Origin of the sequence: Halioglobus maricola, from assembly GCF_009388985.1 — a bacterium.
Classification (GTDB): domain Bacteria; phylum Pseudomonadota; class Gammaproteobacteria; order Pseudomonadales; family Halieaceae; genus Halioglobus; species Halioglobus maricola.
In genome coordinates this window covers 520,098-545,200 of record NZ_CP036422.1, presented here as the reverse complement: position 1 = coordinate 545,200, position 25,103 = coordinate 520,098, and the positions used below count along the sequence as shown (strand labels likewise).

General features: G+C 59.1%; 15 protein-coding genes. All 15 read right to left on the bottom strand.

Features of this window, described 5'->3' with window-relative positions; genetic code table 11:
- Positions 1 to 48: 48 nt before the first annotated feature.
- A complete protein-coding gene (locus EY643_RS02370) occupies positions 49 to 3,099 on the bottom strand; it encodes a DUF11 domain-containing protein (protein ID WP_152660699.1) in 3,051 nt (1,016 codons plus the stop codon).
- 119 nt (positions 3,100 to 3,218) lie between these two features.
- Positions 3,219 to 7,283: a GEVED domain-containing protein gene (locus EY643_RS02365; RefSeq protein WP_152660698.1), complete on the bottom strand. Its 4,065-nt coding sequence runs from the start codon at positions 7,281 to 7,283 to the stop codon at positions 3,219 to 3,221.
- A gap of 132 nt (positions 7,284 to 7,415) precedes the next feature.
- Complete coding sequence (locus EY643_RS02360) at positions 7,416 to 7,838, bottom strand: hypothetical protein (RefSeq protein ID WP_152660697.1); 423 nt, start codon at positions 7,836 to 7,838, stop codon at positions 7,416 to 7,418.
- Between the two features lie 125 nt (positions 7,839 to 7,963).
- Positions 7,964 to 12,178 carry a vWA domain-containing protein gene (locus EY643_RS02355; protein ID WP_152660696.1) on the bottom strand — a complete coding sequence of 1,405 codons (4,215 nt, stop codon included), beginning with the start codon at positions 12,176 to 12,178 and terminating at the stop codon, positions 7,964 to 7,966.
- Between the two features lie 82 nt (positions 12,179 to 12,260).
- A complete protein-coding gene (locus EY643_RS02350) occupies positions 12,261 to 13,205 on the bottom strand; it encodes a hypothetical protein (RefSeq protein ID WP_152660695.1) in 945 nt (314 codons plus the stop codon).
- Positions 13,206 to 13,210: 5 nt separating this feature from the next.
- Entirely contained in the window at positions 13,211 to 15,325 is a 2,115-nt protein-coding gene (locus EY643_RS02345) for an LruC domain-containing protein (RefSeq protein ID WP_152660694.1), read from the bottom strand.
- Between the two features lie 199 nt (positions 15,326 to 15,524).
- Positions 15,525 to 16,817 carry an adenylosuccinate synthase gene (locus EY643_RS02340; RefSeq protein ID WP_152660693.1) on the bottom strand — a complete coding sequence of 431 codons (1,293 nt, stop codon included), beginning with the start codon at positions 16,815 to 16,817 and terminating at the stop codon, positions 15,525 to 15,527.
- A complete protein-coding gene (locus EY643_RS02335) occupies positions 16,814 to 18,001 on the bottom strand; it encodes an ATP phosphoribosyltransferase regulatory subunit (protein WP_152660692.1) in 1,188 nt (395 codons plus the stop codon). The genes EY643_RS02340 and EY643_RS02335 overlap by 4 nt, the downstream gene beginning before the upstream one ends.
- Before the next feature lie 21 nt (positions 18,002 to 18,022).
- Positions 18,023 to 18,214, bottom strand: coding sequence for a DUF2065 domain-containing protein (locus EY643_RS02330; protein WP_152660691.1), 192 nt, complete (start codon positions 18,212 to 18,214; stop codon positions 18,023 to 18,025).
- Between the two features lie 139 nt (positions 18,215 to 18,353).
- Entirely contained in the window at positions 18,354 to 19,229 is an 876-nt protein-coding gene (gene hflC, locus EY643_RS02325) for a protease modulator HflC (protein ID WP_152660690.1), read from the bottom strand.
- A gap of 2 nt (positions 19,230 to 19,231) precedes the next feature.
- Complete coding sequence (gene hflK, locus EY643_RS02320) at positions 19,232 to 20,401, bottom strand: FtsH protease activity modulator HflK (protein WP_152660689.1); 1,170 nt, start codon at positions 20,399 to 20,401, stop codon at positions 19,232 to 19,234.
- A 43-nt stretch (positions 20,402 to 20,444) separates the two neighbouring features.
- Positions 20,445 to 21,716 (bottom strand): ribosome rescue GTPase HflX, encoded by a 1,272-nt coding sequence (hflX, locus tag EY643_RS02315; RefSeq protein ID WP_152660688.1) that lies wholly within the window; start codon positions 21,714 to 21,716, stop codon positions 20,445 to 20,447.
- A 71-nt stretch (positions 21,717 to 21,787) separates the two neighbouring features.
- Positions 21,788 to 22,036 (bottom strand): RNA chaperone Hfq, encoded by a 249-nt coding sequence (gene hfq / locus EY643_RS02310; protein ID WP_066052834.1) that lies wholly within the window; start codon positions 22,034 to 22,036, stop codon positions 21,788 to 21,790.
- Positions 22,037 to 22,188: 152 nt separating this feature from the next.
- Positions 22,189 to 23,184: a tRNA (adenosine(37)-N6)-dimethylallyltransferase MiaA gene (miaA, locus tag EY643_RS02305; protein WP_152660687.1), complete on the bottom strand. Its 996-nt coding sequence runs from the start codon at positions 23,182 to 23,184 to the stop codon at positions 22,189 to 22,191.
- Positions 23,181 to 25,037 carry a DNA mismatch repair endonuclease MutL gene (mutL, locus tag EY643_RS02300; protein ID WP_152660686.1) on the bottom strand — a complete coding sequence of 619 codons (1,857 nt, stop codon included), beginning with the start codon at positions 25,035 to 25,037 and terminating at the stop codon, positions 23,181 to 23,183. Before mutL ends, miaA begins: the two co-directional genes overlap by 4 nt.
- Positions 25,038 to 25,103 lie beyond the last annotated feature (66 nt).

Sequence of the window (25,103 nt, the reverse complement as noted above, 5' to 3'; positions counted from 1 at the left end):
GAACAAATGGGCCGTATTGGTTCTCACCGCCCATGGATTCGACTTCTATCAGCCGGTACTCATAACTTGTTCCGGCCTTCGCATCCGGATCGATAAACTGGTATTGCCCCCCATGGGGGCGGTAATCAGACCCGGCAACATTTGCGCATTCAAGCGCAACCAAGTGCCGCCTTCATCGCGTCGCTCAACATAGAACCCGATCGTACCGCGCTCCTGGAGGGTCTCCCAGCGGAATAGCGCCACCAGGCCATCACCATCTGGATCCAGGTAAGCGGACAGTGCGGCCTCCAGAGCCTCACGGTCAGTAGGGGCCAGCGCGTCAGCAGCGGCTTCATCCCAGCTGCGCAGCATGGCCTGAAGTTCAGCGTCAGGCCTCTGCTGGAGCCCCAGGCTGTCTAGGAAAGCTTCCGCCGGGGCGGCTACAAGGTCTACCCTGCCTATCGAGACCGCCGTGGTGTCGGGGTCGAAGTTAAACGTGATCTGGTAGTCCTCGACCTCGCCACCGAGGAGCCGGCCGGCCCAGTCGTTCTCATCCATCCCCTCGCCGTCAAAGGTGGGGATTATCCTGAAGCGGGCATAGGTGGTAAGCGTACCGGTGGTGGGTAGATTAGGCCAATCGAAATCTAGCACCTGTGAGCCAGTAGAGCCGTTGTAGTAGCACTGACCCTCTGACTGCTCAAAATAACCATTTAAATTAGTGTCAAGCCATCCACAGACTTTACCAGGATCTGGGGCAGTCATCGTAACAGCGGCACGAATAGTTGCTTCGGAATCATCGGGGGAACTGAATTCGACACCGTCTTCGTCATCAACACCATCAGTGTCGTCTCCAAGGGCATCTAAGGAGGTCAGGACAGGGTCTTCTGTATCAGGTTCAACACTCCCTAGCCAAGCACGAGGAAACCCAATCGAGGCATGTGTCGCCTCTCCGTAGAAGTAAGTAGTACCATCGTTAGGCGCATCGCTGCCGTCAAAATCACAGGTGAATTCAATTTCCAAAGTCGCCGCGCTCAATGGGCTGTTCTCAAAGGCCTCGACCTTACTGACAGTGTTGCCGATACCCTCCAGCAGCAATGCGACAGCGGCCTGGTCGAGCCCGGCGGCGCCAGTATCATCCACCAATTCCTGGATGATTGACGTAACGTCCTGAGAGTAGCGGGTGCCATTGCTCCACGCAGTAGTCACTTCCCAGTCAACCTCTGCATCCGTCCTGTCAGCGTCCGCTGGTGGTGTGTTGTTAAACTTGGGCGCGTTAGGCACGTCGTGGGCACGGATAGTGACCCGCGAACCTACATTGTTCGCACTATTTTGGGCTTGGACCTCAAACAGAGCGGAAGTGACGATGGCGCCAGCGGGAATCGTGACCGCCAAGAAACGGAAGCCAGCGGTGGAAGCGTCTGTAGATCCGGGCTCTCCCAGATCAATAAACTTCTTGCTGAATTCAGTTTTCGTGTCCCACCAACCATCGTCATGACCATCGGCAATGTAATGCAATCCTCCGCCAGGATTTTCACAGCTTGACGCGACGGGGACCAGAGCTGTGTCAAATCTCGCATCGGTGTATTTAGCCGAGCTGGCACCCGCTGCGTTAACTACACCCAGTGGTGCGGGGTCGTCGACCGTCATGGAGTAGGTGACTGTAAGCTCCTGGCCTGCGGGAATCAAAAGATCATCGTTGACCGTGACCAAATTCAATAAATTTCCATCAGCAGGCGCATTATTGCCGCCAGCGTCGAGGTCTGCATTCGTCTTGGTAACTGGGTTAGCAGACGGGATCACAGCCTCCACGCTGAGATTGTCAATATAGAAAAACTGGGTCCTGGCATTGTTGAACACCCAGCGCCGCACATAGATACGAATCGCCGTATTGGCCGACGCGTAGGCGGTAATGTCTATTTCCTCATTACTACTAACATCGTCCCTGTATGTAGCCACATTGGTCCAATTTGCTCCGCCATCGTCAGATGCCTGAACCCACAAGTCATCATTGTCGCCATCGTTGTCCAGATTACCGCTGGTATCGATACTGTATTTCAGGGTGACGGATGTCGCCTCGGAGAGGTCAGCTTGAATAATCCGGCTAAGTGTGGGATCAGTGCCTGACACACCCTCAAAACGCAATCGGCCATTATCGATGGTAATGCGCTCCGAATCCGGATCGTTACCATCCGGATCGTCGTATTGCCACTCATCTGTCCAACCACTACCGCCGTCGAAGACGCCGCTGTCAAAGTCATCCTCAGCTACCACACCCCCACTATCAACCAGCTCGAATCCCATGACGGTAGTTGAGTTGGTGACATACGTCATTCTGGCTAACTTGTAGTCATCGACGATCGGGGCCGTCATGTCCTGGTCACTGTTATTTTTCACAGTAATCGTGTAGTCGATAGTGTCGCCAGCAGAGACCGGCCCAGTCTCGTCTGTCGTTTTGGTTACTTCCAGCGGCTGCTCGAGGAAGAACTCGAAGTCCGAAATTGTGATTGCGCCCGCGTCGGGGTCAGTCGCCGCGTTTGTACCGGCATAAAAATTCACTTCAATGGCAGTGACGAGCCGACGACTGAAGTTACCCGTGACCCAACCGCGAGTATCTGCATAGTCGATGCCACCACTGACACCAGACTCAAAGTTATGGGTATCCAGCTCGGCTACCCGGGAACCAACAACCAGCTCCGTGAGCGCAGTATCAAGCTGCTCTACTTCCGTAAAACCGGTGATAGTGACCGCATCCCACCATTCATTGGTTTCGCCGTCGACGTCTTTAACAATGAAATTTTCCACCGCCACCGGCTCTGAGAAAGTGAACCTGGCGGTCACACTCTGGGTTTTGTTCTCAAAGTTAGGGAATAGTCTCAGTTCATCATTGCCGTCAACGGTTAGTATTGAAGGTGTGCCATTTAGCAGACGGCTGTCCTCATCGGTGATTTCAACCGTTATAGTCACGCCTGAATTATTGACGTTGGTAAACTGTACCGGGCCGAGGTTATTTGTCGTCCAGCCCCCCTCATCTTCCCAGTCAAACTCGAAAGCGCTAGCACCAACACTCCCCAGGACAATGAACCCGAGCGTGAACGCGACGATAGGCAAGCGGAAAAGCATGAGGACCTCTACGGTTTAATTTTCAATATAAACATGCAGCACCCTCCCTTCCAAGGACGGAACTGCTCAAGAATTATACCGTATCCACTATTTGATGGTTAGTGACCAAGGTCACAGAATCAGTGGCCTGGAGCGTCAGCATTGAGACGAAATGGCCCGTAGTGACGCTCACCACCCATCGCTTCCTGCTCGATGAGGCGATAGTCATAACTATGCCCTGGCCTGGCGCCCGGATCTGCCAGCAGGTACTCACCACCCATGGGAGCGGTAATCAAGCCGGGCAGCATCCTGGTGTTCACCCGATACCATGGTTCAGAAGACGCCGCGGGTCGGCGCTCCACATAGAAACCGATAGTGTCCCGCTCGCTGAGGGTCTCCCAGCCGAAAACTGCAACATCACCGTCACCATCCGGGTCCAGAAATTCTGTCAGCGCTTGCTCGAGAGTCTCGCGACTAGCACCCTCCAGATCCGCTGCCACGGCTTCGTCCCAGCGCTGCAGAATCGCCTCGGCCTGAGCAGCACTGGCAATAGCCAAGCGTTGCAGGTAAGTATCAACGGATGTATAGGCCAAGCCCACCTGCCCCAGTGTCACGGCAGTAGTGTCGAACCGAATATAGTAGTCTTCTACCTCACCATCTGCGGCACGGACAACCGCTGAGGCCGCCGTGAGGCTGTCGGTAGAAATACGGAAGCGGGCATAGGTCTGAGAGATACCGGCGGGCAGCCCGCTCCAGCTAAAGCTCTCGACACCTTGAAAAGTCCCCGGGGCAACTTCGTGGCAATCCACCGCACCGAGGTCTGAACTGTCAAACACCCCATCCAGCACCCCGCCGCCACCGGGCACATCCAGCCAGCCACAGACGTAAGCCGGCACGGCGGCAAAGTTAGATACGGTCACGGTGGCAGAGAGAACTGTGCCGCTCGGACCCACCATCTGGAACACAACCCCATCCTCGTCATCCGCGTCGTTGAGATCGTCGTCAGTGGCCTGCGCGCCAAATTGGTAAACATCTTCCGTGTCCGGAGGCAGCACCCCCAGAAACGGAGCATTTAGCAAGTAAGCATCATTGGCGTCAAAGGCCCATCCGGCGACTCGCTCGGCAATATGGTTGCGCTCTGTATCATTGATCGTGTCTTCCTGTGCCGCCAGGCCCACGGCACTGCCCGCCACGGGGTTGGGGCCGAAGAGCACCGGCGATCCTCCATCTACGCCACGCATACCGTTAATGCTCGCTACTGCGGTAACCATCGGCTCCGACGAGCCGAGATTGTGGGCATAGGGCGGTGAAACGTTAACCCCTACAACACTTTCTGCACTCAGAAAAATCTCATAAGCGTGACCATTGTCATCCGCGCTACCCACTCCGCTATCGTCGTCGCCATCCCCATCGCTGCCAGCTTCGACAATGACGTAACCGAGGGTCTCACCCAGGCGTCCACCCGAGTCCTCGCCAATATGTTTGCCGACACAAATGGATCCACTGACGGGCTCCACACGCGCATTGCTGCAATTGTTGGCCCAGAATACACTCCAGGCCTCGTTGGCTGCAGTCATCACCTGGCCAAGCACCACCGGGCGGGTGAATGGCGTCGTGGGTGCAACGTCTTCACCGGCACTCCCATCCCAGTACTCAGTGAGAAATTTGCCATTGGTGGAACCGGACAGGACAGTATCGGCAAGTACCCGGCGGCCGTCAGGCAGGACATGATCACCGCTTTCAATAATCAGGCAGCTAGCATCCCAGGCGGCATCAAACACGGGGCCCAGCGGTATCTGGGGCTGCTGCATACGCATTTCGAAACTGCTGCCGGTCACAGCTCTAACGCGTGCGACGCGCTCTGCCTCACCCTCCAGGAAGTGCGGCGTGCACACTACCACGGGCGCGGTGTACCGCCCGCGCAGTTCGACATTCATCCAACTGTCGTCAGTGCCTGACAGTAACAGCGTTTCCAGAAGCGGGGCGACTATATGCGAGGCGTCTCCATAACTCTCAGGCGCGTCGCCGTAATCCAACGGCGGTGGCGTGAAGGTATACAAGTAATCTTCCGCTTCACCATCGACCAGGAGGCCCTCAAAACTGCTCTCATCCAAAGCCCCGGAGGTCACCCGAAATCGCAGATAGGTACTGCCGTTTTCCGGCACGCCGGCCCAGCTAAGTACTTGGTCGCTTGAGCCCATCGGCGCCGAAATACAGCGCCCCTCCGCAGGCTCGAAAGCTCCTGGCAACGCGGGGTCATCCATCCAACCACAGAGGTTGACTGGGCCACTTGTCGGATTGTGGACCCGCACAGTAGCGTTCAACGTGTTGCTCACACCATAATCAACGCCAAAAATGACACCATCTTCATCACTACCGACACCCCGCAAGGAGCTGTCATTGTTGTCGTCTGCCAAAGCGTCAACATCCGATTGCGGATCTTCCAGATCACCAGGATTGAAGCCCATATAAGGCTCCTGCAGCAGAATACCCGCAGAGGTCTGCATCAAAAAATATGCAACCCTTTCCTGAGTATGGATACGATCGCCCACTATGGTGTCTTCGTCGATGGCCAAATCAAGGCCAGCACCAGCAAGCGGCGCACCGCCATAGAGAACGGCAATTCCCCCCTGTTCGCCCTGCATACCTGTCTGCGTCACCGTACCGGAAGCAAAACTATTGGACAGGCCGTAACTATAAGGAGGATTGTTATCAACACCCGCCACCTGTGCACCCCCAACGGCCGCTACCCAGTTGCGGTCATTGACCACGTCGCCTGCACTCTCGAAAACGATATAACCCAGCGTCTCGTCCCCTCGGTCGGTCGTGTCGGTATCCTTGCCCACGTGCTTGCCTACACAGACGCCGGCACCAACGGGAGGATTGACGTAGTCGCTGCAATCGTGCGCCCAGAACTGACTATGCCGCGACTCGTTGAAGCTCATCACCTGCCCGAGGACCACCGGCGCTGTATAGGAATGCGCGAGGTCACTCGTAACATCTTCGGTGTCGGCGCTATCCCAGCCAAAGAAGTTTTCCGCACCATTGGTCTCGATCGACAGCACCGTATGAGCTTCAAATTTTGGCCCGCCAACAGACGTGAGATCGTAGTCGCCCTCCTCAGCTACCAGGCAATATACGTCGGAGGCGGTAGCGCCGAGCTGATCACTGGGCACCTGCAAGCGCACATCGAAGCTGGTTCCGGTCACATTATCGACCCTGACGACCGCCTCCGTATCTGCATCGCTGACAAGATTCCGCGCGCACACCACAACCGGGCTGTCATAGACGGCACGCAGCGCCACTGGCTCCCAATCATCGGTAACTGCCGGGACCCGCAGCGTTTCCAGAAGACCACGTTGCTGGTGCCCCGCGTCGCCATAGCCAGCTGCATCGCCATAGTCCGTACCTGGCACGAATACTTCAGCCGCGGGATTAAGCGCGACCCCCAGAATCGCCCATTTTTTCTGGGGGCTGAGCTGCCAGCTCACATCGAGGTCAGCCTCTGCTCCGCCGGCATTCGGGCGGTAGGCGGCGCCGCCCGAAATCTCGACGGACCCAGCCGCCAGCTGGCGCCATATTCGAACCTGATCAACGCCTTCATCCGGCGTTGTATCTTTTTCGGTCGCGACCACGTTGAAGGCCAATCCGCCAGCCTGGACTGCGTCCACGTTCACGGTGGCCAGGATGGAATCACCCGCTGTGGCCCATTGATTTGTGGGAGGTGTCGGCGCAATAGGGTCAGTCAGATCCACACCTGCCAGGTCCACGTATCCAGCAACAGCGCCCTTATCCAGGCTGGCGCTGAACACCGCCGAAATTTCACCATTGCTGGCAACGGTAGGACTGGGTAGGTAACAGATATAGAGGTGCAGCTTGGAATCACTGCTATAGGCGTCGATGTTGCAGCTGAAAAGCTGGTCAGCGCTGTCATCGCTGTCATCGCCAGGAGAGTAGGTGACAGAACTGAGGGTCTCGCCAGCATTCGCATTCAGGGAAATGCCCACCAGCGCCATGCGATTCAAGCCCGCAACAATATCGACAGCGCCGATCGTTACGCTATTTGCACTAACCACTGAGGCGGCGTCACTGCCTCGCACCTCAACGGCGGCATGAAGATGGAGACTGCTCGATAGTGCAGCCGCCAGGGCCAGCACTACGCCGCTGAGTCGGCGGGTTCCAGCGTGGATTGATGTCACTAGCATGGGCGCTAATCTGTCGTTGCTGCGTGTCCGCCCGACACTATCAGAATCAGGCAGAGGGGGTAACCCGGTGCTCTAGTACAAGGTGAACAGGTTCACAGACTATGCCTAAAATACAAGGCGCAGGGCCCGCCGTCAGTGCAGCGTCAACTCATCATCCTGGCGGCGCCCGCGGTGCTTCTCGCGGCGGTCGCCTTTACCCGACTGGGAGAAAAGCTCTGCCCGCAGGCCATTGAGGCCGCGCCGGTCGTCCAACTCGTCGCGGCGATCTTCGTAATGGACGTAGCGGCATTCACAGTGTCCCGAGGTACAGCCGGGCACCGGCAATGGAGGGGCATTCTTAACCAGGAAGCGCTTGCCCTTATAGGTCTTGAGCGCGGGGCAATCACCCACGCAGGAGATGGAGTGCCACGGCTGGACCGAAGCGGCTTGCTGGGTTTTGCGTTTACTCAGTGGTGCTGGCTTACTCGCACTGGCGTCCCGCCAGGCCGTAACTATTCTGACGGCCAACAGGCCCATCAGCACAATCAATACTGCAAGCAGTATTCCTTGGTACATCCTGTACCTCCCGCGAACGTTTTTATCGGTGTTCGAGGAGTATAGACGGGTATTTATGAATTTGAGTGATTTTTGAACAGTGCGGCCCCGTCAGCGCGGCAATCGCCGCGCTCCGGAGCTAGTGCTTATTTACGGCGGACGTGACCCACGAGCGCGGTCAGGGCCAGTGCCGACATGATCAGGTAGAACAGCGGCATCACAGGCACCCCGAACAACTCGTTGCGATTAAGGCCCTTGTGATGGCTGGGGTCGGTATCTTCGACCACGGGCGGCAGCACACCGGTACCCACGCCAGACGCCGTGCCCACGTTGCGGTAATTGCCTCGCGTCACCAGCGCGTCTCCGGTGCAGGTTTCCGACTCACCCGGCAGCATCAGCGGGATCGGGTTACCCGAGGGGCAATCCACAACCACACCTTGATCGTCGGTGAGCTCTATCGTGGCCAGCGGCACGTTGCCGGTATTGGTGACGACATAAGTGAAGTCCACGGCGGACCCCTGGAGAAGGAGCGGCCCAGGGGGATTGTCCGCGTCAGCGCCATTGGTGGCTTTTTCGATATCAATCTCTGGGTCTTCACGCCCTCCCAGAGAGGCATAACCAAAGTGATGGCTGGGGTCTGTCGCGATCACATCCGTTCCCAACAAACCGGTGCCCTCGGCTGTGCCGATATTGGCGTACTGGCCACCAGTCACAGTGCCAGCGCCCACACAATAACCCGTGCCACCCACGGGTATTTCGGGAATGGGATTCCCGCCTGCACAGAGCACGGTCACACCCTGGTCGTCGGTGACTTCTACCTGCTCCAACGGCACATCACCGGTATTTTCGGCCACATAAACGAACAGCACGGAATTGCCGACTTCCAGCAATGGCCCAGGCGCCACGTCGGCATCCACGCCGTCGGTGTATTTTTCAAGCACCAGCGCGGGGGAGCTGTCACCGCCGAAGTAATGGGAGGGATCGGTGTCTTCGAGCTCTTCATTCTCGGGCGCGGGGCCAATACCGGTAATCGTAGCGACGTTCGCGTACTGCCCCTGCTGGGCAACTCCCACTGCCGTGTAGATCCACACCTCATTCGGGTCGAGCACATCGTTGTTATTGTCATCGCCACTGTCGGGCCCGGCGATTACGCCGAGCTGGTCGTCTACCAGCCGCACCTGCACCAGCGGGGTAGCCGCAGCACCGGTATTGGTTACCACGTACTCCCAGGTTACCGCTGCATTAATCGCCAGGTTTGGCCCCGGTGCGGTATCAGCATCTTCTCCGTTGGTCGATTTTTCCACGGTGATGGCGTTCTCGTAACCGAAATAGTGCGAGGGGTCCGTCTCAGTCACCACCGCTCCGAGGCTGTCTGTACCCCGCGCGGTGCCGATATTCGAGTAGAGACTGGCCCCTGCAGTACCCTGCGCCTCGAACAACCAACGCTCATCGAGGTCCAGTTGGTTGTTATTGTTGGTATCACCTTCCACATACACCGGGATCTCGCCCTGGTTGTCAGTGACCACCACATCTCTCAGCGGCTCATTGCCGGTGTTGAATACCACATAGCCCCACTCGACCACATCACCAATGGGGATACGCGCCGCGGTCTCCGGCGTATCGGCGTCAATGCCGTTGGTAAATTTCTCGATACCAATACCGGGGCTGGCACCGAAATAGTGGGATAAGTCGAAGTCACCGACCCTGTTTCTGGGGTCATTCGGGTCGTCTACGACCGGCACGGCCAACGCCAATCCCAGGTTGGAATACTGGCCCGGGGCAGAAATACCGCTGGCTGTACAGACAACTGATTCGGCCGGATCGAGGATATCGTCCGGGCAATCCACGCTTCCCAAAGGCAGTTTGGAGTCCACCACGGCTAGCAAGCGCAGGGCGACGTTGCCTGCATTGGTCGCAACATAGGTCCAGTTGACAGGACCGCCAACCTCAATGAAGGGGCCAGTCGGCGTATCGGCATCCTGGCCATTGGTGGCTTTTTCCAATGTCAGGGCGGGCAAGGCGCCAAAGTAGTGAGACGGGTCTGAGTCTGTGGCCGGCGCGCCACCCGCCGGGTTCGGTGCCGTCGCTACCGCCACATTGCGATATTGGCCTGCACTAGCGGTACCCACGGCGGAACAAATAGCGGCAGGGCCACCGGGCACCAGCACAACACTGGGGCAGTTGATCGCGCCCAACTGATCATCAACCACCGTCCAGTTATCGATCGCAAAGTTACCCACATTTCTCACAGCGTAGGTCCAATTGACGGGCGCTCCCCGCTCGAGTGTCGGGCCTGGCGCCACGTCGGCATCCTCGCCATTGGTCGATTTCTCTATATCGATCTGCATGTCCAGGCCAAAATAGTGCGAGGGGTCCTCGTCGGTCACAGTCTCTGAGCTGCCCTCGCCGCTGACAATCGCGCGGTTGGCGTACTGGCCGGCCACTGCCATGCCAAGCCCCGAATAGAGCCAAACTTCGGTCACATCCAGCAGATTGTCACCGTCCAGGTCACCGCCCTGGTAATTCAGAGTCACACCCTGGTCATCGCTGATCGCGATATTGGCCAGCGGCTCGGAACCGGTATTGCGCACCTCATACAGCCAGTTGATGGTCCGCCCTACCCTGACCAGTGGGCCGGGCTGTTGGTCAGCATCTTCCCCGTTAGTGCTTTTCTCCACGCTAATGCCGGGCTCCACCTCGAAGTAGTGCGAGGGGTCAGTCGCAGACACGGGCGTGCCGTAGCTGTCGGTCGCTCTCACCGTGGCATCATTGCGAAACTGGCCGGTAAAAGAATCGCCCTCAGGCGTCATGCCGGAGATGCCGCTGGCGGTGCAGGTCATGCTCTCACCCTGAATCAGGGTGGTTTTGGGGCAATCAACCGGCTGGACCTGGCCATCGAATACAACAGGCTCTGTCACCAGATCTTCAATGCTGATGCCACTGAGTATTGTGTTGCCAGTGTTCGCTACCTGATAGCTCCAGTTGACCACGTCGCCGCGGGGCACTACCGGGCCGGTCCGGGTATCTGCATCCACCCCGTCCGTCAGTTTTTCCAGGGTGATGCCTGGCGCTGGATCCGCCAGATTGAAGAACTTACAGGTGACAATCGACTGCTCCGGTACCGTAATCGTGAACGTACCCTCACCGGAATCGTCCAGGGGCAAGTCTGCGTCGGGGCTGTCAGGGGTGCGGAAGGTACAGATGGTTTTGCTCTCGTCGTTGGTAAAACCACTCTGGACCACCTCAGTGGCGACGAAGCCGGAGGAGTCAACCTCATCCGCTGGCCGCCACTGGAAAGTCGCAAAACCGGACGCATCAGTGAGCGTGGTCTTGGCGTCGGTCAGGGCTGGATCTTCTTTCACTGGCAGGATCCAGGCGAACTCGCCACTACCCGGTGCGGCAACTTCACCGGTGATCTGCCACAGCGGGCCGGGAATAGCATCGTCCAGCGAATCCGGGTCTGGCGTGAGGTCGACGATTTTCTCAACCGTCACCGATGGAGAGCAGAGTTGAAACGCAGCTTCGCGCAGGGCGTCCTCAAGCTCATCAAAATTTGGTTCGCGATAAACGTCGTCTGTGGTGATATCGAAGGGGTCGCCATCGGGATGGACATCGGGCCCTGAAATTTTCTGAATGCGCGCGAGCGACGCATTCGACGACACACCATTGCCCACGGCTACGACGAGAATGTGCGAATCCTGTGATTTCAAATTGTTGGCATTGGCTACCGCGCGATCAGCCGCCGGGTTTTTATCAGACCCGGTAGTTTCGTTATCGCTCAGGGGCACCTTGTTGTTGTACTCATCGTCGGTCACCCGGTCATTGCGAATCACCTGAGTGGGGTCACCGTCGGTGATAAACACCGTGAGATGCGGCACATCAAAAGAAGGACGTGGTGCAAACGCTGAACCTAACCGGCCCATGCGCAGGCCGTCTTCCCAGTTGGTATTGCCGCCCGGGTCGTAATCGTTATCAACGTAATTGTCGAGAAATACCTTGGTATCGTCTGTGACCGTGATGTAGTCACCGCGATTAAAGACGCCGATCTTTGGAAGCCGCGCTACCTTGGAAAATTCCGCCACGGCCATCGAGGAACTGGTATTTTTGATCGCCGCAGTAAACGCTTTAAAGGCTGTACGCACGTTATCGTCGTTGTCACCGATGGACCCGGACTCATCGAGAATCATCAGCACATTCAGACCGCAAGCCTGCTCAAGGTCGGGGTTGTCGATCGGGTCTTCGGTATTGCGCAGCACGGCGTGCCCCTCGTGGCTGGCCACGAGAGACAGTGAAAAGGCCACGATGCCGGCAAGGGTGGCAGACGTGGCGCGGGCAGCAAATTTCCTTATGCTGGGATACAAGGGACATCCATTTTCTTGTGCTTTTCACCATCTTTTCCTTGATTTACTTCCAAGTCAATAGCTTAGCGAAGCGAGCGCGGTGCTAGATACGCAACCGATCACCCGATTGTTGCCGCGACCAGGGATAGTAAAGGGCGTCCTCCGGCGACTGCAGTGGCAGGATGACAACCAGCAGTTCGGTGGTCGAACCCGTGAGATTGAGCTCCCCCACATAACGGCCACCCACCAGGGGTGTACTCAACTGACAGGCATCAAAATTGATCTCGTAGTCACTACCCGTCTGGCTGTATTCGCTGCAAATAGAGAGGTACGCTTTTTCATCGAGTACCGCAGACACATCAATATCTACGCTCAGCACATAGGTATCGTCAAAGACAAAGCCGTCGGGAACCTGCAGGTCCTCGGTGGCGATGCGGGACTCCCCCAGTAATTTATCCACGGTAAATCCTGGCGCCTCTACGACCAGGCGCTGCGCCGCAGCGAATACCCGATCGTTTAGCAACAGCGCCTCATGCTGGGGCTTGCGTTCCGGGTCCAGGCGCAGAAACGCCTGATAGTCTGCATCCCCGCCAGCAGTGAGTCTGCCGGCCAGAATATTCAGGGCGCCCAGCACTTCCTCTGCCGGCAGCGCCATCACCTGGTTCGCCATCGCTGTAGTGAGGCTGTTCATCGACGCGTACCCGGTGACGCGCCCTTCTTCATTCAGCTGGAAGAAGTCACCGAACACGATTACGGCGTAACAGAGTTCTTCTTCACAGGCCTTGATCAACAAAGGCTGGTCGGGCGTCTCAGCCAATTCGGGATAGCTGTCCAGTACATCACCGAAGTCAAAGTCGCCGCTGAAGTAGCCGTCGTGTTCTTCAAGCACCTGGCCTGTACGGGTCGCCACCGCACTCTGTCGGTCGTCCCAGCGGTACAGGCCGGCCACCGCCCCTGGCGGCAGTGGGCTGCCAATGCAGCCGCCGATCGCGCACAGCAGCAACAGAATGATCGCGAGATCGATAGGTTTACGTTCCACAATATTCATTTGCACTACTCCTGAAAAAGTTTTTCAGCGATAGCATTTTCAGCACGGAACCAGTCGCTGCTTTGGCCTCCGCCGTTAGACACATAGGCTTCGAAGGAGGGGTAGGTCTGAACAATGTCATGACCCTCCTCGGTGTGTGCCCAGGGGCCGCCGATCACAATCGCCCAGGGCAGGCCGGAGGATGTCTGGTAATACTTGCCCGCGGATGGGTTAGACGCGTCGTCGTAGCTGCCGAGCGCACTGGCTTCGGCTTTGATGGTGGGCGGGCGGCCCATCAGGTGCACTTCTGTACGGCGCGCGTTAACGCCAAAGATGAACGGATTGAACAGCAGGTCATCTGCGATATCCGCCGACACCTCGCCCGTCACTGGAATCGTCAGCTTGAAACGACTTGCCGATGTACCGCCACAGAAGTCCTCGGTGCGATAGAACTTGCAGCCCTCTCCCTTGGTGACATGGCGGAAAACATTCTCGTAGATAATAAAGACCGCGTTTTCGCTGCCCGCGCCAACTTCAAGAAATGAATCTGGCTGATACTCGCCGCCCACCTTGAGCGACATATTGGCCTGATCGACAGCCGCGCGCGGCAACCCCGGAATCTCCACGGCAAAGCCACTTTTGATCGAGGCGCCGATCGCCTCTACTTCACCAGAAATGACAATCGAATCGATGCTGCGACTACCCGGATCGTTGTCCAGCGAGACCGCATTCAGCTCGGTGCGATAGCTAAGCACGAGATCGTTCATGTCGTAATCGCCCTGACGCGGCCAGAGGTCTTCATACGCGAGAGTGACGGACGAGTTCGCCGCCGGGTAGTAGCTGGTCGTCACCCGGCGGCCGAACAGCGACACCTCGTAATCTTCAACTTCGCCATCGGCTGCCCCGCCAACTGCGGGTAGGCTCGGCGAACTGGAAATGCGAAAACGCGCCCAGGTATCACCGGTTGAGATGTCGGCGGGCACGTCAAAAGAAATGATCTGGGAGCCATTGTTGATGTAGCGGCCATCCAGAATTTTCTCACTCGTGTCGAAGCTGCCGTTGTCGTTGTAGTCGATCCAGGCGTTCACATAACCTGCCCCGGTAGCCTTTATCGAGATCAGCGCGGTCTCGCCGGCGGCAAGGTCGGTAATAAAGCTGACGCCGTCCTCGTCATCCGATCCCACACTATCGTCAGACTCTGGCGCGGACGGCGGCTGCACTTCACTATCGATTCGCGTACCGAGTATCACCCCCCCCTCCTCGAGTTGATGGCGTGGGCCGTTTTTCGCGAAGGACGTGCCGTAGCTGTCAGGCGCGTCGCCAAAGTCGAGTTTGGTGGAGGGCAACGGCGTGACGGGTGCAAGTGCACAGCGCGCACCGTCGTTTTGCGATGAATTCGGGCCCTGGGCGTAGGGCTCAAGAGTCGGTGCACTGCTATCCACCGATATGCGAAACACCTGGCCGTCGGTATTGCGGCTGGCGTAGAGATTGCCGTCGACGTCGAAATACACGGCACCAAAGGTACCCCGCTCCGAGAGCCGGGCCAAAAATTCAACCGCGCCGCTGTTGGGGTTGATCACGACGAGGTCCCCGGCAGACGTAACGGAATACAACTTGCCATTGTCCGGGTGAAACGCCATGTCGAAGATCTGCAGCGACAGGGTGCGGCCGTCGACAATGCGCTTGGGGGTCAGGTAATTGTCTGAAGCGGGGTCCAGATCCACCCGCCACAAGCCGTGACTACCGCCGCTGCCGCGTTTGTAGAAATAGTACTGGCTGCCACTGACGGACACATCGCCCACGTAAAAATTGTCGTTAATGGATGTCGTTAGTGGCAGTGGCTCAAGCGTGTAGTCAGCGGTCAAACGGGCCACAGTCTTATGCTCGTAACTCCAACCGTAGATGTATCGATCTTCAAGGTTGAAACCGACGCCATTGAACTTATCGCTGGTACCGATGTTGTTGGCGAGTTTCTCTACATAGCCTGTGGACAGGTCCACGCCATAGAGCACGGCCGTCTTGCCCTGAACTAAAAAAGCCTGCGCGGGGCAGGAGGTGAAAGGAGATGCTGCGACATTACCCGCAGGTACAATCGTCGCTACCGCCAGTAGCAAGGCTGCGCAGTGGTTCTCGATCTTCATGCTGTTGCTGCTCTTCCGATATTGTATCGGTCGTACAGCAAGTAGCTTGCCAATTCCCCGAAAGCCGCTAAAACAGCGGGCTAGGCGCAGATCCGCGAGGGAACGCGGCGGGAAATTCCATCAATGCTTCGCGATTTGCAACTGAAATGGGGAACCGACCCGTGCGGGCCAGGATTCCCCAACAGCGAGGGGCGGCTAATCAGCCAAAGGGATGGCGCAGAACAATCGTCTCCACCCGGTCAGGCCCGGTGGAAATAATGTCGATAGGAGCGCCCACAACTTCCTCAATTTTACGGATGTAATCGCGCGCGGCCTGCGGCAACGCTTCAAGGCTCTGGGCTCCCAGGGTGGACTCGCTCCAGCCGGGAACCTCCTCGTATACTGGGTGCAGGCCTTCGTAGTCGTCTGAATCAACGGGGTTGGGCACGGGCTTACCGTCCGCGCAGGCGTAGCCCACACAGATCTGGATAGACTCGAGGCCGTCCATGACGTCCAGCTTGGTCAGGCACAGGCCACTCACCGAGTTGATGTTCACCGCGTTGCGCAGGGCAACGGCGTCGAACCAGCCACAGCGGCGCGGGCGGCCGGTGGTAGCGCCAAACTCATGGCCTTTCTCCGCCAGGTGAGCGCCGGTCTCGTCAAACAGCTCGGTGGGGAATGGGCCGGAGCCAACACGGGTGGTGTAAGCCTTGGTGATACCCAGCACATAGTCCAGGTACAGCGGGCCGAAGCCGGAACCGGTGGCGGTGCCACCAGCGGTGGTGTTGGAGCTGGTCACGTAGGGATAGGTGCCGTGGTCGATGTCCAGCAGGGAGCCCTGGGCACCCTCGAACATGATCTTGGCATTGGTCTCACGGCACTGGTGCAGGATCGCGGTCACGTCAGCGATCATCGGCTTGATCTCCTCGCCCATGGCGAGGGTGTCGGCCAGCACTTTCTCGTAGGACAGCGGCTCGGCGCGGTAATAGTGCTCAAGGGCGAAGTTGTGATACTCCATCACGTCCTTGAGCTTGCGCGCGAAACGGTCCTTATCCTGCAGGTCGCCCAGGCGCAGGCCGCGGCGGGCGACTTTGTCTTCATAAGCGGGGCCGATACCGCGCCCGGTGGTGCCGATCTTCTCATTGCCGCGCTTGGCCTCGCGCGCCTGATCCAGGGCCACGTGGTAGGGCAGGATCAGCGGACAGGCCGGGGAAATCTTGAGGCGCTCACGCACCGGCACGCCGGCTTCTTCGAGGCCAGCCATTTCCTTGAGCAGCGCATCCGGTGCCAGCACCACACCGTTGCCGATCAGGCACTGCACGTGTTCACGCAGGATGCCGGAGGGGATCAGGTGAAGAACGGTCTTCACACCGTCAATAACCAGCGTGTGGCCAGCGTTGTGTCCGCCCTGGAAGCGCACGACGGCACTGGCCTGATCAGTCAGGAGGTCGACGATCTTACCTTTACCCTCATCGCCCCACTGGGTGCCGAGAACTACTACGTTTTTGCTCATGGTGTTGCTCTTTCGAGTGGTTTCAATTCCCAGGATCCATCCTGGTCTGTCAGCTCCCTGTCACAGCGCACATCCACCGCGCCACCCAGGGTATTGATCACAATCTCGCCGGCAGCGCGCAGCGCCTCGGCCTGTGCCAGCAGCTCAGGATCGTCGCTGTCGGGCATGCTGATAGCGCCTTTGGGCTCGCTCGCGGCGGCCGCCAGGCCCATCAGGGCTTTCAAATCGGTGGCGAAGCCAGTCGCGGGGCGAGCCCGGCCGAACACTTCGCCGACATCGTTGTAGCGGCCGCCGTTGGCGAGCGCCTGGCCGTGGCCGGGCACATAGGCGGCGAACACGATACCCGTGTGATAGTGGTAGCCGCGCAGCTCTGCCAGGTCGAAGTAGATCCTGATGTCCGGGCGCTGGCGGCGGATATCGGTAGCCACGTCCGCCAGGGCCTCCACGGCGGCCAGGGCCTGAGGAGCGCGCTCGGCAAAAAATTCGCGGGCGTCGGCAAGCACACTGTCGTCGCCATGCAGGTCGACCAGGCCGACAATCAGTTCGGCCGTGGTCGCGTCGATCTCGGCGCGGGCGAGCGCGGCGGTGAGGTCGGGGACAGATTTGCGTTGCAGGCAGTCGAAAATGGTCGCTTCCAGGCCGGCATCCAGCTGGGCACTGTCCAGCACTGCCTCGAAGATACCCACGTGGCCGAGGTCCAGGGTGATTGTGCTCTGCAGTTCAGCGGCATCCAGCGTTGCCAGCATCAGCCGAATTACTTCGACATCTGCCGCGAGGCTGTCGTCGCCGTAGAGCTCGGCGCCGAGCTGGATCGGCGAGCGCGATGCCATCAGCGACTTGGGCCGGGTGTGCAGGGTAGAGCCGGCGTAGCACAGGCGGGACACGCCCTCGGGCGCCAGGCTGTGGGCGTCGATACGCGCCACCTGCGGAGTGATGTCGGCCCGCACGCCCATGGACCGGCCGGAGAGCTGGTCGGTCAGTTTAAACGTGAGCAGGTCGAGGTCGTGACCCAGGCCAATCAGCAGGGAATCGGTAAATTCCACCAGCGGCGGAATAACCAGTTCATAGCCCCAGGCGCGGAACAGGTCGAGTAAACGACGGCGCAGGCTTTCCACAGTGGCAGCCTGGGCGGGAAGTACTTCCTCAATGCCGTCTGGCAACTGCCAGCGATCAACGGATGTCATCGGGAACCCTAACTTGAAACCCTAGTTAAATACGTACAACAAAACCACGCCCAGCAGCATGCTACCGAGGCCGATGTTGCGAATCACGCGGTCTTCCATCTGGGCCACCATCGCCAGCATATTGCGCCAGCGATTGGGGCTGATGAAGGGCATCGCGCCCTCAATAATCATTACCAGTGCCAGCGCTACCGGGAGAACCTGCCAGAAATCCACATTTCCCCCTTTCAAAACCGCCAGACACAAAAAACCGTGGCTTCATCGCTTGTGGCACAAACGACGAATCCCACGGTTGCGGGATGCTACCACATCAGAGGGGCAGCATCATACCCTTTGGACGTGAATCCAGCGGCCGTTACTTGCCGCCGCTGGAGTCTTTCAGGTAGCGGAAGAACTCGCTATCGGGCTGCAGCAACAGCACGTCGCCCTGGCCCTGGAACGCTTCCTGATAGGCCTTGAGGCTACGCGTGAACGAGTAGAACTCAGGGTCACGGTTGAAGGCCTCGGCATAGGTGTTGGTGGCTATAGCGTCACCTTCACCTCGCACTAGCTGGGCATCGCGGTAAGCGTTCGCTGCAATCACCGTGACCTCGCGGTCGGCGGCGGCGCGAATACCCTCAGCCAGTTCCTGGCCCTGGGCGCGGTGCTCACGGGCTTCCTTCTCACGCTCGGCGTTCATCCGCTGGTACACAGACTCAGAGACGTCGCGCGGCAGGTCGATCTGCTTCACCCGCACATCGACCAGCTCCACACCCAGCTCGGCGTTGACCACGTCGCGCAGGCTGTCAGCGAGCCTCAGCATGAGCTGATCGCGCTCACCGGAAACCACTTCCTGGATCGTGCGCACGGCCACCTCGTTACGCAGGCCGTCGTTAATACGCTGGGCCAGCAGGCCCATGGCGCGCGCTTCCTCGCCGTTAGTGGCGGTGTAGAACTTCTGCGTGTCCGACACCTTGAACTTGGCGTATGAATCCACAATCAGCGCTTTCTTCTCCTGGGTGAAGAAGGGCTCGGGCTGGGAGTCCACAGTCAGCACGCGGCCATCAAACTTGCGCACGTTGTTCACAAAGGGAACCTTGAAGTGCAGGCCGGGTTGGATATTCGGATTGACCACTTCACCAAACTTGAGCAACACGCCCCGTTCGGTTTCCTTGATGACATAGATTGAGCGGCTGCCGACAAAGACCACAAGCGCAATCAGGATCATGACGGTTAAATTGCGATTAGACATGATTAGCGCCCTCCTCTGCGGCTGGAACTGCCACTGGCCGCGGCGTCGCGACGCAGCTGCTCAGTGACCTGGTTGGTGAGCTCACGCAAGGTGGCGGAATCAAACGTTGTACTGCCCGAAGTGCTGCGGACCTTGCTCTGCTCGGCGAGCTTGTCCAGTGGCAGGTACATCATATTGTTGCCGCCCTCTACATCCACCATCACTTTGCTGGTGTTGGCATACACGCCCTGCACCGCATCGAGGTACAGACGTTCGCGGGTGACTTCCGGCGCTTTCTCGTATTCGGTGAGCAGCTGGATAAAGCGCTCGGCCTCACCCTCGGCATTGGCGATCACCTGTTCGCGGTAGGCGCTCGCTTCCTCGACCTGGCGCTGAGCCTGACCGCGGGCCTCTGGCACCACTGCATTGGCGTAGGCCTGAGCTTCGTTCTTGACCCGCTCCTCGTCCTCGCGAGCCTTGATCACGTCGTTAAACGCGGCCTCGACCTGGCTGGGCGGTCTGGAGTCGTCAACGTTCACCGCGGAGACCAGAATGCCGGTCTCGTAGATGTTCAGGTATTCCTGCAGGCGCTGCTTCACATCGATACCGATCTGGGCGCGGCCCTCGGTTAGTACGAGGTCCATGCTGGTGCCACCGACAACGTGGCGCAGGGCACTCTGTGCAGCATGCTGCAATGAGCGCTCAGGGTCGCGTACCTTGAGGACAAAACTGGTGGGGTCGTCGATCACGTACTGCACAGAGAGTTTCACCTCGACGATATTCTCGTCCTGGGTGAGCATGGACTCGCTGAGGGTCGCGGCGCGAACCTTGGTCGTGTTGACCTTGGTCACCACGTCGATGCCCGGCGGGTTCCACTGGAGGCCCGGCTGCACGGTGTCGTAGTACTTGCCGAAGCGCAGCACCACGGCGCGCTCCTGCTGATCGATCTGGTAGAAGCCCATCAGGCCCCACACCAACAGGCCGACAACGGCCACAACCACCACTACGCCAATAGGGAAACCAGCGCTACCTTTTGAGCTGCCACCGGAAGAACCGCCGCCGCCAAACAGGCCACCCAGTTTTTCCTGCAACTTCTTCAGCGCTTCATCGAGGTCCGGCGGCCCTTGGTCGCCATTGCCCCAGGGGTCGTTAGGCCCCTTGTTGTTACCGCCACCCGGTTCATTCCAGGCCATGTTGAAACTCCTTGGTTAAAAAGTGGTGTGAGTCTATCAAATTTTAGAACAAAGGCTCAGGGCCTTTCTTCATTAGTCGATTCCAATCAGCGCGCGGCAGTCTCACCTGCAGCTGCGCAGTGCCATCATCGGCATAATCTTCCGATTCCACAGCGCCCAGGGCGTAAAACGCCGCCCGCAGCTGCCCCTGGTCCGGGGCAAGATCCAGCGCTTCGTTGACCATGTCCTGGCCCACCAGTTCGCTCACCGCCTGCAGCAGCAGGTCGACACCGGCACCGGTCACGGCACTCAGCCAGACCCGCTCGGGTTTGCCATCGGCATCGCGATCTATACGCGGCTGCTGCTCCAGCAGATCGAGTTTGTTGAAAACTTCCAGCCGCGGGATCTCTTCCGCGCCAATCTCCTGCAGCACATCGTGCACCTGGAAGATATTGTCCTCGCGCTCGCCGCTGGCAGCGTCGATCACGTGCAGCAGCAAATCGGCGTTGAGGGTTTCCTCCAGCGTCGCCTTAAATGCTTCCACCAGCTTGTGCGGCAGATGGGCGATAAAACCCACGGTGTCCGCCAGCACGACCGGGCCCACGTTTTCCAGCTCGAGCCGGCGCAGGGTCGGGTCAAGGGTGGCAAACAACTGGTCGGCGGCGTACACGCCAGACTGGGTAATGTAATTAAACAGGGTCGATTTGCCCGCGTTGGTGTACCCGACCAACGAGACAGTGGGGATTTCCTGACGACGACGCGAACGGCGGCCCTGGTCGCGCTGCTTGCGCACCTTTTCCAGCCGCCCGGTAATCGACTTGATCCGCACCCGCAACAGGCGACGGTCCGTTTCCAGCTGGGTTTCACCCGGGCCGCGCAGGCCGATACCGCCTTTCTGCCGCTCCAGGTGAGTCCAGCCGCGCACCAGCCTTGTGCTCATATGGCGCAACTGGGCCAGCTCAACTTGCAGCTTGCCCTCGTGGGTGCGGGCGCGCTGGGCGAAAATCGCGAGAATCAGGCCGGTGCGGTCCAGCACCCGGCATTCCAGCTCGGCTTCCAGGTTGCGCTCCTGGCTGGGGCTGAGGCTGTGATTGAACATCACCACCTCTGCCTCATGCAGGGCGACCTCGTCGCGAATTTCATCGAGCTTGCCTGAGCCGACAAAGGTGCCGGGATGGGGCGCGGTGCGCGAGCCCATAACGTAGGCAGCCGGATCCCCTCCTGCTGAGAGCACGAGTTCTTCAAATTCGCGGGGGTCTTCCCGCTCGGATTCGCTGTCAAGGTTCAGGTGAACGAGCACAGCTCGCTCCCCGGACTCGGGTCGATCAAAAAACAAAATTACCTCGGGAATTTTCCCCGCAGCGAAAGATCAGCTTGCGGCTGCAATGGCAGCCGCGGCCGGTATCCTTAACTATCACCGCCCTCTTCCGGCGGATGCTGCATGGGCAGACGCACCACGCGGCTGGGAACAACAGTGGAGATCGCGTGCTTGTATACCATCTGGCTGACTGTGTTCTTCAGCAACACGACGAACTGGTCGAATGACTCAATCTGGCCCTGCAGCTTGATGCCGTTTACCAGGTAGATGGAGACGGGAACTCGCTCCTTACGCAAAATATTCAGGTAAGGGTCTTGTAGGGTATGCCCTTTTGACATGGGAACTCTCCTCATAGGCTCAAATCGAGCCGAAAAAAATAAATAACTGGCCTTCTGCCTGCACCGGCGCCGTACTTACGTACCCCTTGGCGTCCAGCGAGGGTTACGGGCCCTCGGTACCACTGCACACATTATAGTGCATCCGTGGATTTCTACATGGGGGCAACCCGCAAATAGTTCAAGGCCGCCTCCACTGGGGTCAGACCCCAATTTTTCCGGGAAGGTTCCTGAGGCGAGGCAAATTTTTCCAGATTGCCGTCCTTATCGGTGTAGATCCATGCAAGATCGGGCCATTTGCGCAGCCAGGTGAGCTGGCGTTTGGCCAGTTGGCGGGTGGCGGCGACGCCTTTTTCCAGCGCGTCCTCCAGGCTGCACTCACCGTCCAGGTGTTGCCAAAGTTGACGATAGCCCACGGCGCGCACGGCGGGCAGGTCCACGTGCAGATCGCCACGTCGATACAAGCCCTGCACCTCCTCCACAAACCCCGCCTTCATCATAAGCTCGAAACGCAGGGCAATGCGCTGGTGCAAAACCGCTCTTTCAGTGGGGCAAATCGCCAGCTGGCGGATGTCATAGCGGTCGAAGGGGTTATGGGCGGCGGCATCGCCCTGGGCGTGATGCTCAGTCATTGATATACCGGTGGCCCGGTAAACCTCCAACGCCCGCGCCAGCCGCTGGGAGTGATTGGGGTGAATGCGCGCGGCGGCGGTCGGGTCCACCTCGGCCAACTGCGCGTGGATATGCGGCCAGCCCCGGGCCTCGGCTTCCGCTTCGATCGCGGCGCGAATAGCCGGGTCTGCCGACGGCATCTCCGCCATCGGCTCGAGGAAAGCCTTGAAATAAAGCATGGTGCCGCCCACAAACAGCGGGATATTGCCGCGCGCGGTGATCTCGTCCGCGAGGCGATTGGCATCGGCGGCGAAGTCCGCTGCAGAATAGGGCTGGGCCGGGTCGCGAATGTCCACCAGCTGGTGCGGGTAGTCCGGCTTGGCGCTGCCAATATCCAGCCCGCGGTAGACCAGCGCGGAGTCAACACTCACTAATTCGCAGTTGAGTTGCTGCGCAAGTGCGATGGCAAGGTCGGTCTTGCCCGAGGCGGTAGGCCCCATCAGACAAATCAGGGGTGGTTTGACGGGTGATGTGCTCATCGGCCCCGCAGGAACAACTTGTCCAGCTCATCCAGCCCCATCTGGGTCCAGGTGGGACGGCCGTGGTTGCACTGGCCGGAGCGCTCGGTCTCTTCCATATCGCGCAGCAACGCGTTCATTTCGGGCACCGTGAGACGGCGATTGGCGCGCACGGAGCCGTGGCAGGCCATGGTGGAGAGTATCTCGTCCATGTGTGCCTCGATCCGTTCGGAACTGCCGTATTCAATCAGGTCGGCGAGCACGTCGCGCAAGAGTTGCTCCACATCGGAGTCGCGCAGGCTAACCGGGATTTCACGGATCACCAGCGATTCCTCCCCGGCCACGTCCACCGCCATACCCAGGCGCTGGAACAGGGCCGCGCTGTCAGCGGCAACCGCCACCTCGCGCTGGCTCACAGCAATCGGCTGTGGCACCAGCAGCGGCTGGCTGCGAATGCCTTCCTCATCGCGGGAGGTTTTCAGGCGCTCATAGGTAATGCGTTCATGGGCAGCATGCATGTCCACCAGCACCAGGCCGGCGGCGTTCTCGGCGAGAATGTAAATACCCTTGAGCTGCGCCAGGGCATAACCCAGCGGAGGCACATCTTCCTCGCGACTTTGCTCCGGAAGCGTCGGATGCAGCTGCTGGTAGGCAGACATCTGGGCCTGGCCCGCACCCGGGGCCACACCGCTACCGCCAAAGAAGCCGGCGCCCATGGGGCGAGGCTCACCGGTACCTGCTGCATTGGACCCACCCCCCCGTTCAGCGCCCCAGGTCAGCGCCGACTGGGTCGCTATCTCGCCGGTCTCGGTGTTGATCGCCATACCGTCACCGGTGGCCACGGTATTGTCCGGGAGCTGGTCCGCCGGGCGCACATCCGCCAGAGCCCGGTGCAGGCTGGAGAAAATAAAGTTGTGCACGCTGCGGCCATCGCGAAAACGCACCTCGTGCTTGGTCGGGTGCACGTTCACATCCACCAGCGCCGGGTCGAGCTCAAGGTAGAGCACAAATGCCGGATGGCGCCCGTGGTAGAGCACATCGCGATAAGCCTGCTTCACCGCATGGGCAATGAGCCGGTCGCGAATCACACGGCCGTTGACGAAAAAGTACTGCAGATCCGCCTGGCTGCGGGAGAACGTGGGCAGGCCCACCCAGCCCCAGAGCTTCAGGCCCAAAGCCTCGTTCTCCAGGTAGATTGCCTGCTCCATAAAGGCCGGCCCGCACACGGTCGCTACTCGCCGCTGCTGTTCCGCCTGGCTGGTACCGGCCTTGAGCTGGTGGATAGTGCGGCCGTTGTGCCTCAGGCTGAAAGCCACGTCAAAGCGCGACAGGGCCAGGCGCTTCACCACCTCTTCAAGGTGATTGAATTCGGTTTTCTCGGTGCGCAGGAATTTACGCCGGGCCGGCGTATTGAAGAACAGATCACGCACTTCAACCGTAGTGCCCTGCGGATGTGGCGCAGGCTTTACCAGAACCTCCATTTCACGCCCCTCACAGGAGGCGCTATTGCCGCCACTGCCCTCTTCCTCGGCATTACTGGTCAGGGTCAGGCGCGAAACAGAGCCGATACTTGCCAAGGCCTCGCCGCGAAAGCCAAGGCTACCCACGGCTTCGAGATCTTCCAGTGACAGAATCTTGCTGGTGGCGTGACGCGCCATCGCCAGCGGCAAATCTGCCGGCGCCATGCCACTGCCGTTGTCGCGGATGCGGATCAGCTTGACGCCGCCACCCTCAACATCCACATCCACCCGCGTGGCGCCGGCGTCGAGACTGTTCTCCAGCACCTCTTTGGCCACAGAAGCCGGGCGCTCGACGACCTCGCCAGCGGCGATCTGGTTGGCGAGTCGAGTGGAAAGGCGGTGAATCTTGGACATGCGCGGGGGATCCTGGGGAGTCAGGGCATCATTCTCTCAGAAAATTGAGGCCTGACCCCAATTTAT

Bases quoted from the DNA above. Each gene is read 5' to 3' on its own strand.
- EY643_RS02370 (WP_152660699.1), bottom strand. From the start codon at position 3,099: ATGCTTTTCCGCTTGCCTATCGTCGCGTTCACGCTCGGGTTCATTGTC.
- EY643_RS02365 (WP_152660698.1), bottom strand. From the start codon at position 7,283: ATGCTAGTGACATCAATCCACGCTGGAACCCGCCGACTCAGCGGCGTA.
- EY643_RS02360 (WP_152660697.1), bottom strand. From the start codon at position 7,838: ATGTACCAAGGAATACTGCTTGCAGTATTGATTGTGCTGATGGGCCTG.
- EY643_RS02350 (WP_152660695.1), bottom strand. From the start codon at position 13,205: ATGAATATTGTGGAACGTAAACCTATCGATCTCGCGATCATTCTGTTG.
- EY643_RS02345 (WP_152660694.1), bottom strand. From the start codon at position 15,325: ATGAAGATCGAGAACCACTGCGCAGCCTTGCTACTGGCGGTAGCGACG.
- EY643_RS02340 (WP_152660693.1), bottom strand. From the start codon at position 16,817: ATGAGCAAAAACGTAGTAGTTCTCGGCACCCAGTGGGGCGATGAGGGT.
- EY643_RS02335 (WP_152660692.1), bottom strand. From the start codon at position 18,001: ATGACATCCGTTGATCGCTGGCAGTTGCCAGACGGCATTGAGGAAGTA.
- hflC (WP_152660690.1), bottom strand. From the start codon at position 19,229: ATGTCTAATCGCAATTTAACCGTCATGATCCTGATTGCGCTTGTGGTC.
- hflK (WP_152660689.1), bottom strand. From the start codon at position 20,401: ATGGCCTGGAATGAACCGGGTGGCGGTAACAACAAGGGGCCTAACGAC.
- hfq (WP_066052834.1), bottom strand. From the start codon at position 22,036: ATGTCAAAAGGGCATACCCTACAAGACCCTTACCTGAATATTTTGCGT.
- miaA (WP_152660687.1), bottom strand. From the start codon at position 23,184: ATGAGCACATCACCCGTCAAACCACCCCTGATTTGTCTGATGGGGCCT.
- mutL (WP_152660686.1), bottom strand. From the start codon at position 25,037: ATGTCCAAGATTCACCGCCTTTCCACTCGACTCGCCAACCAGATCGCC.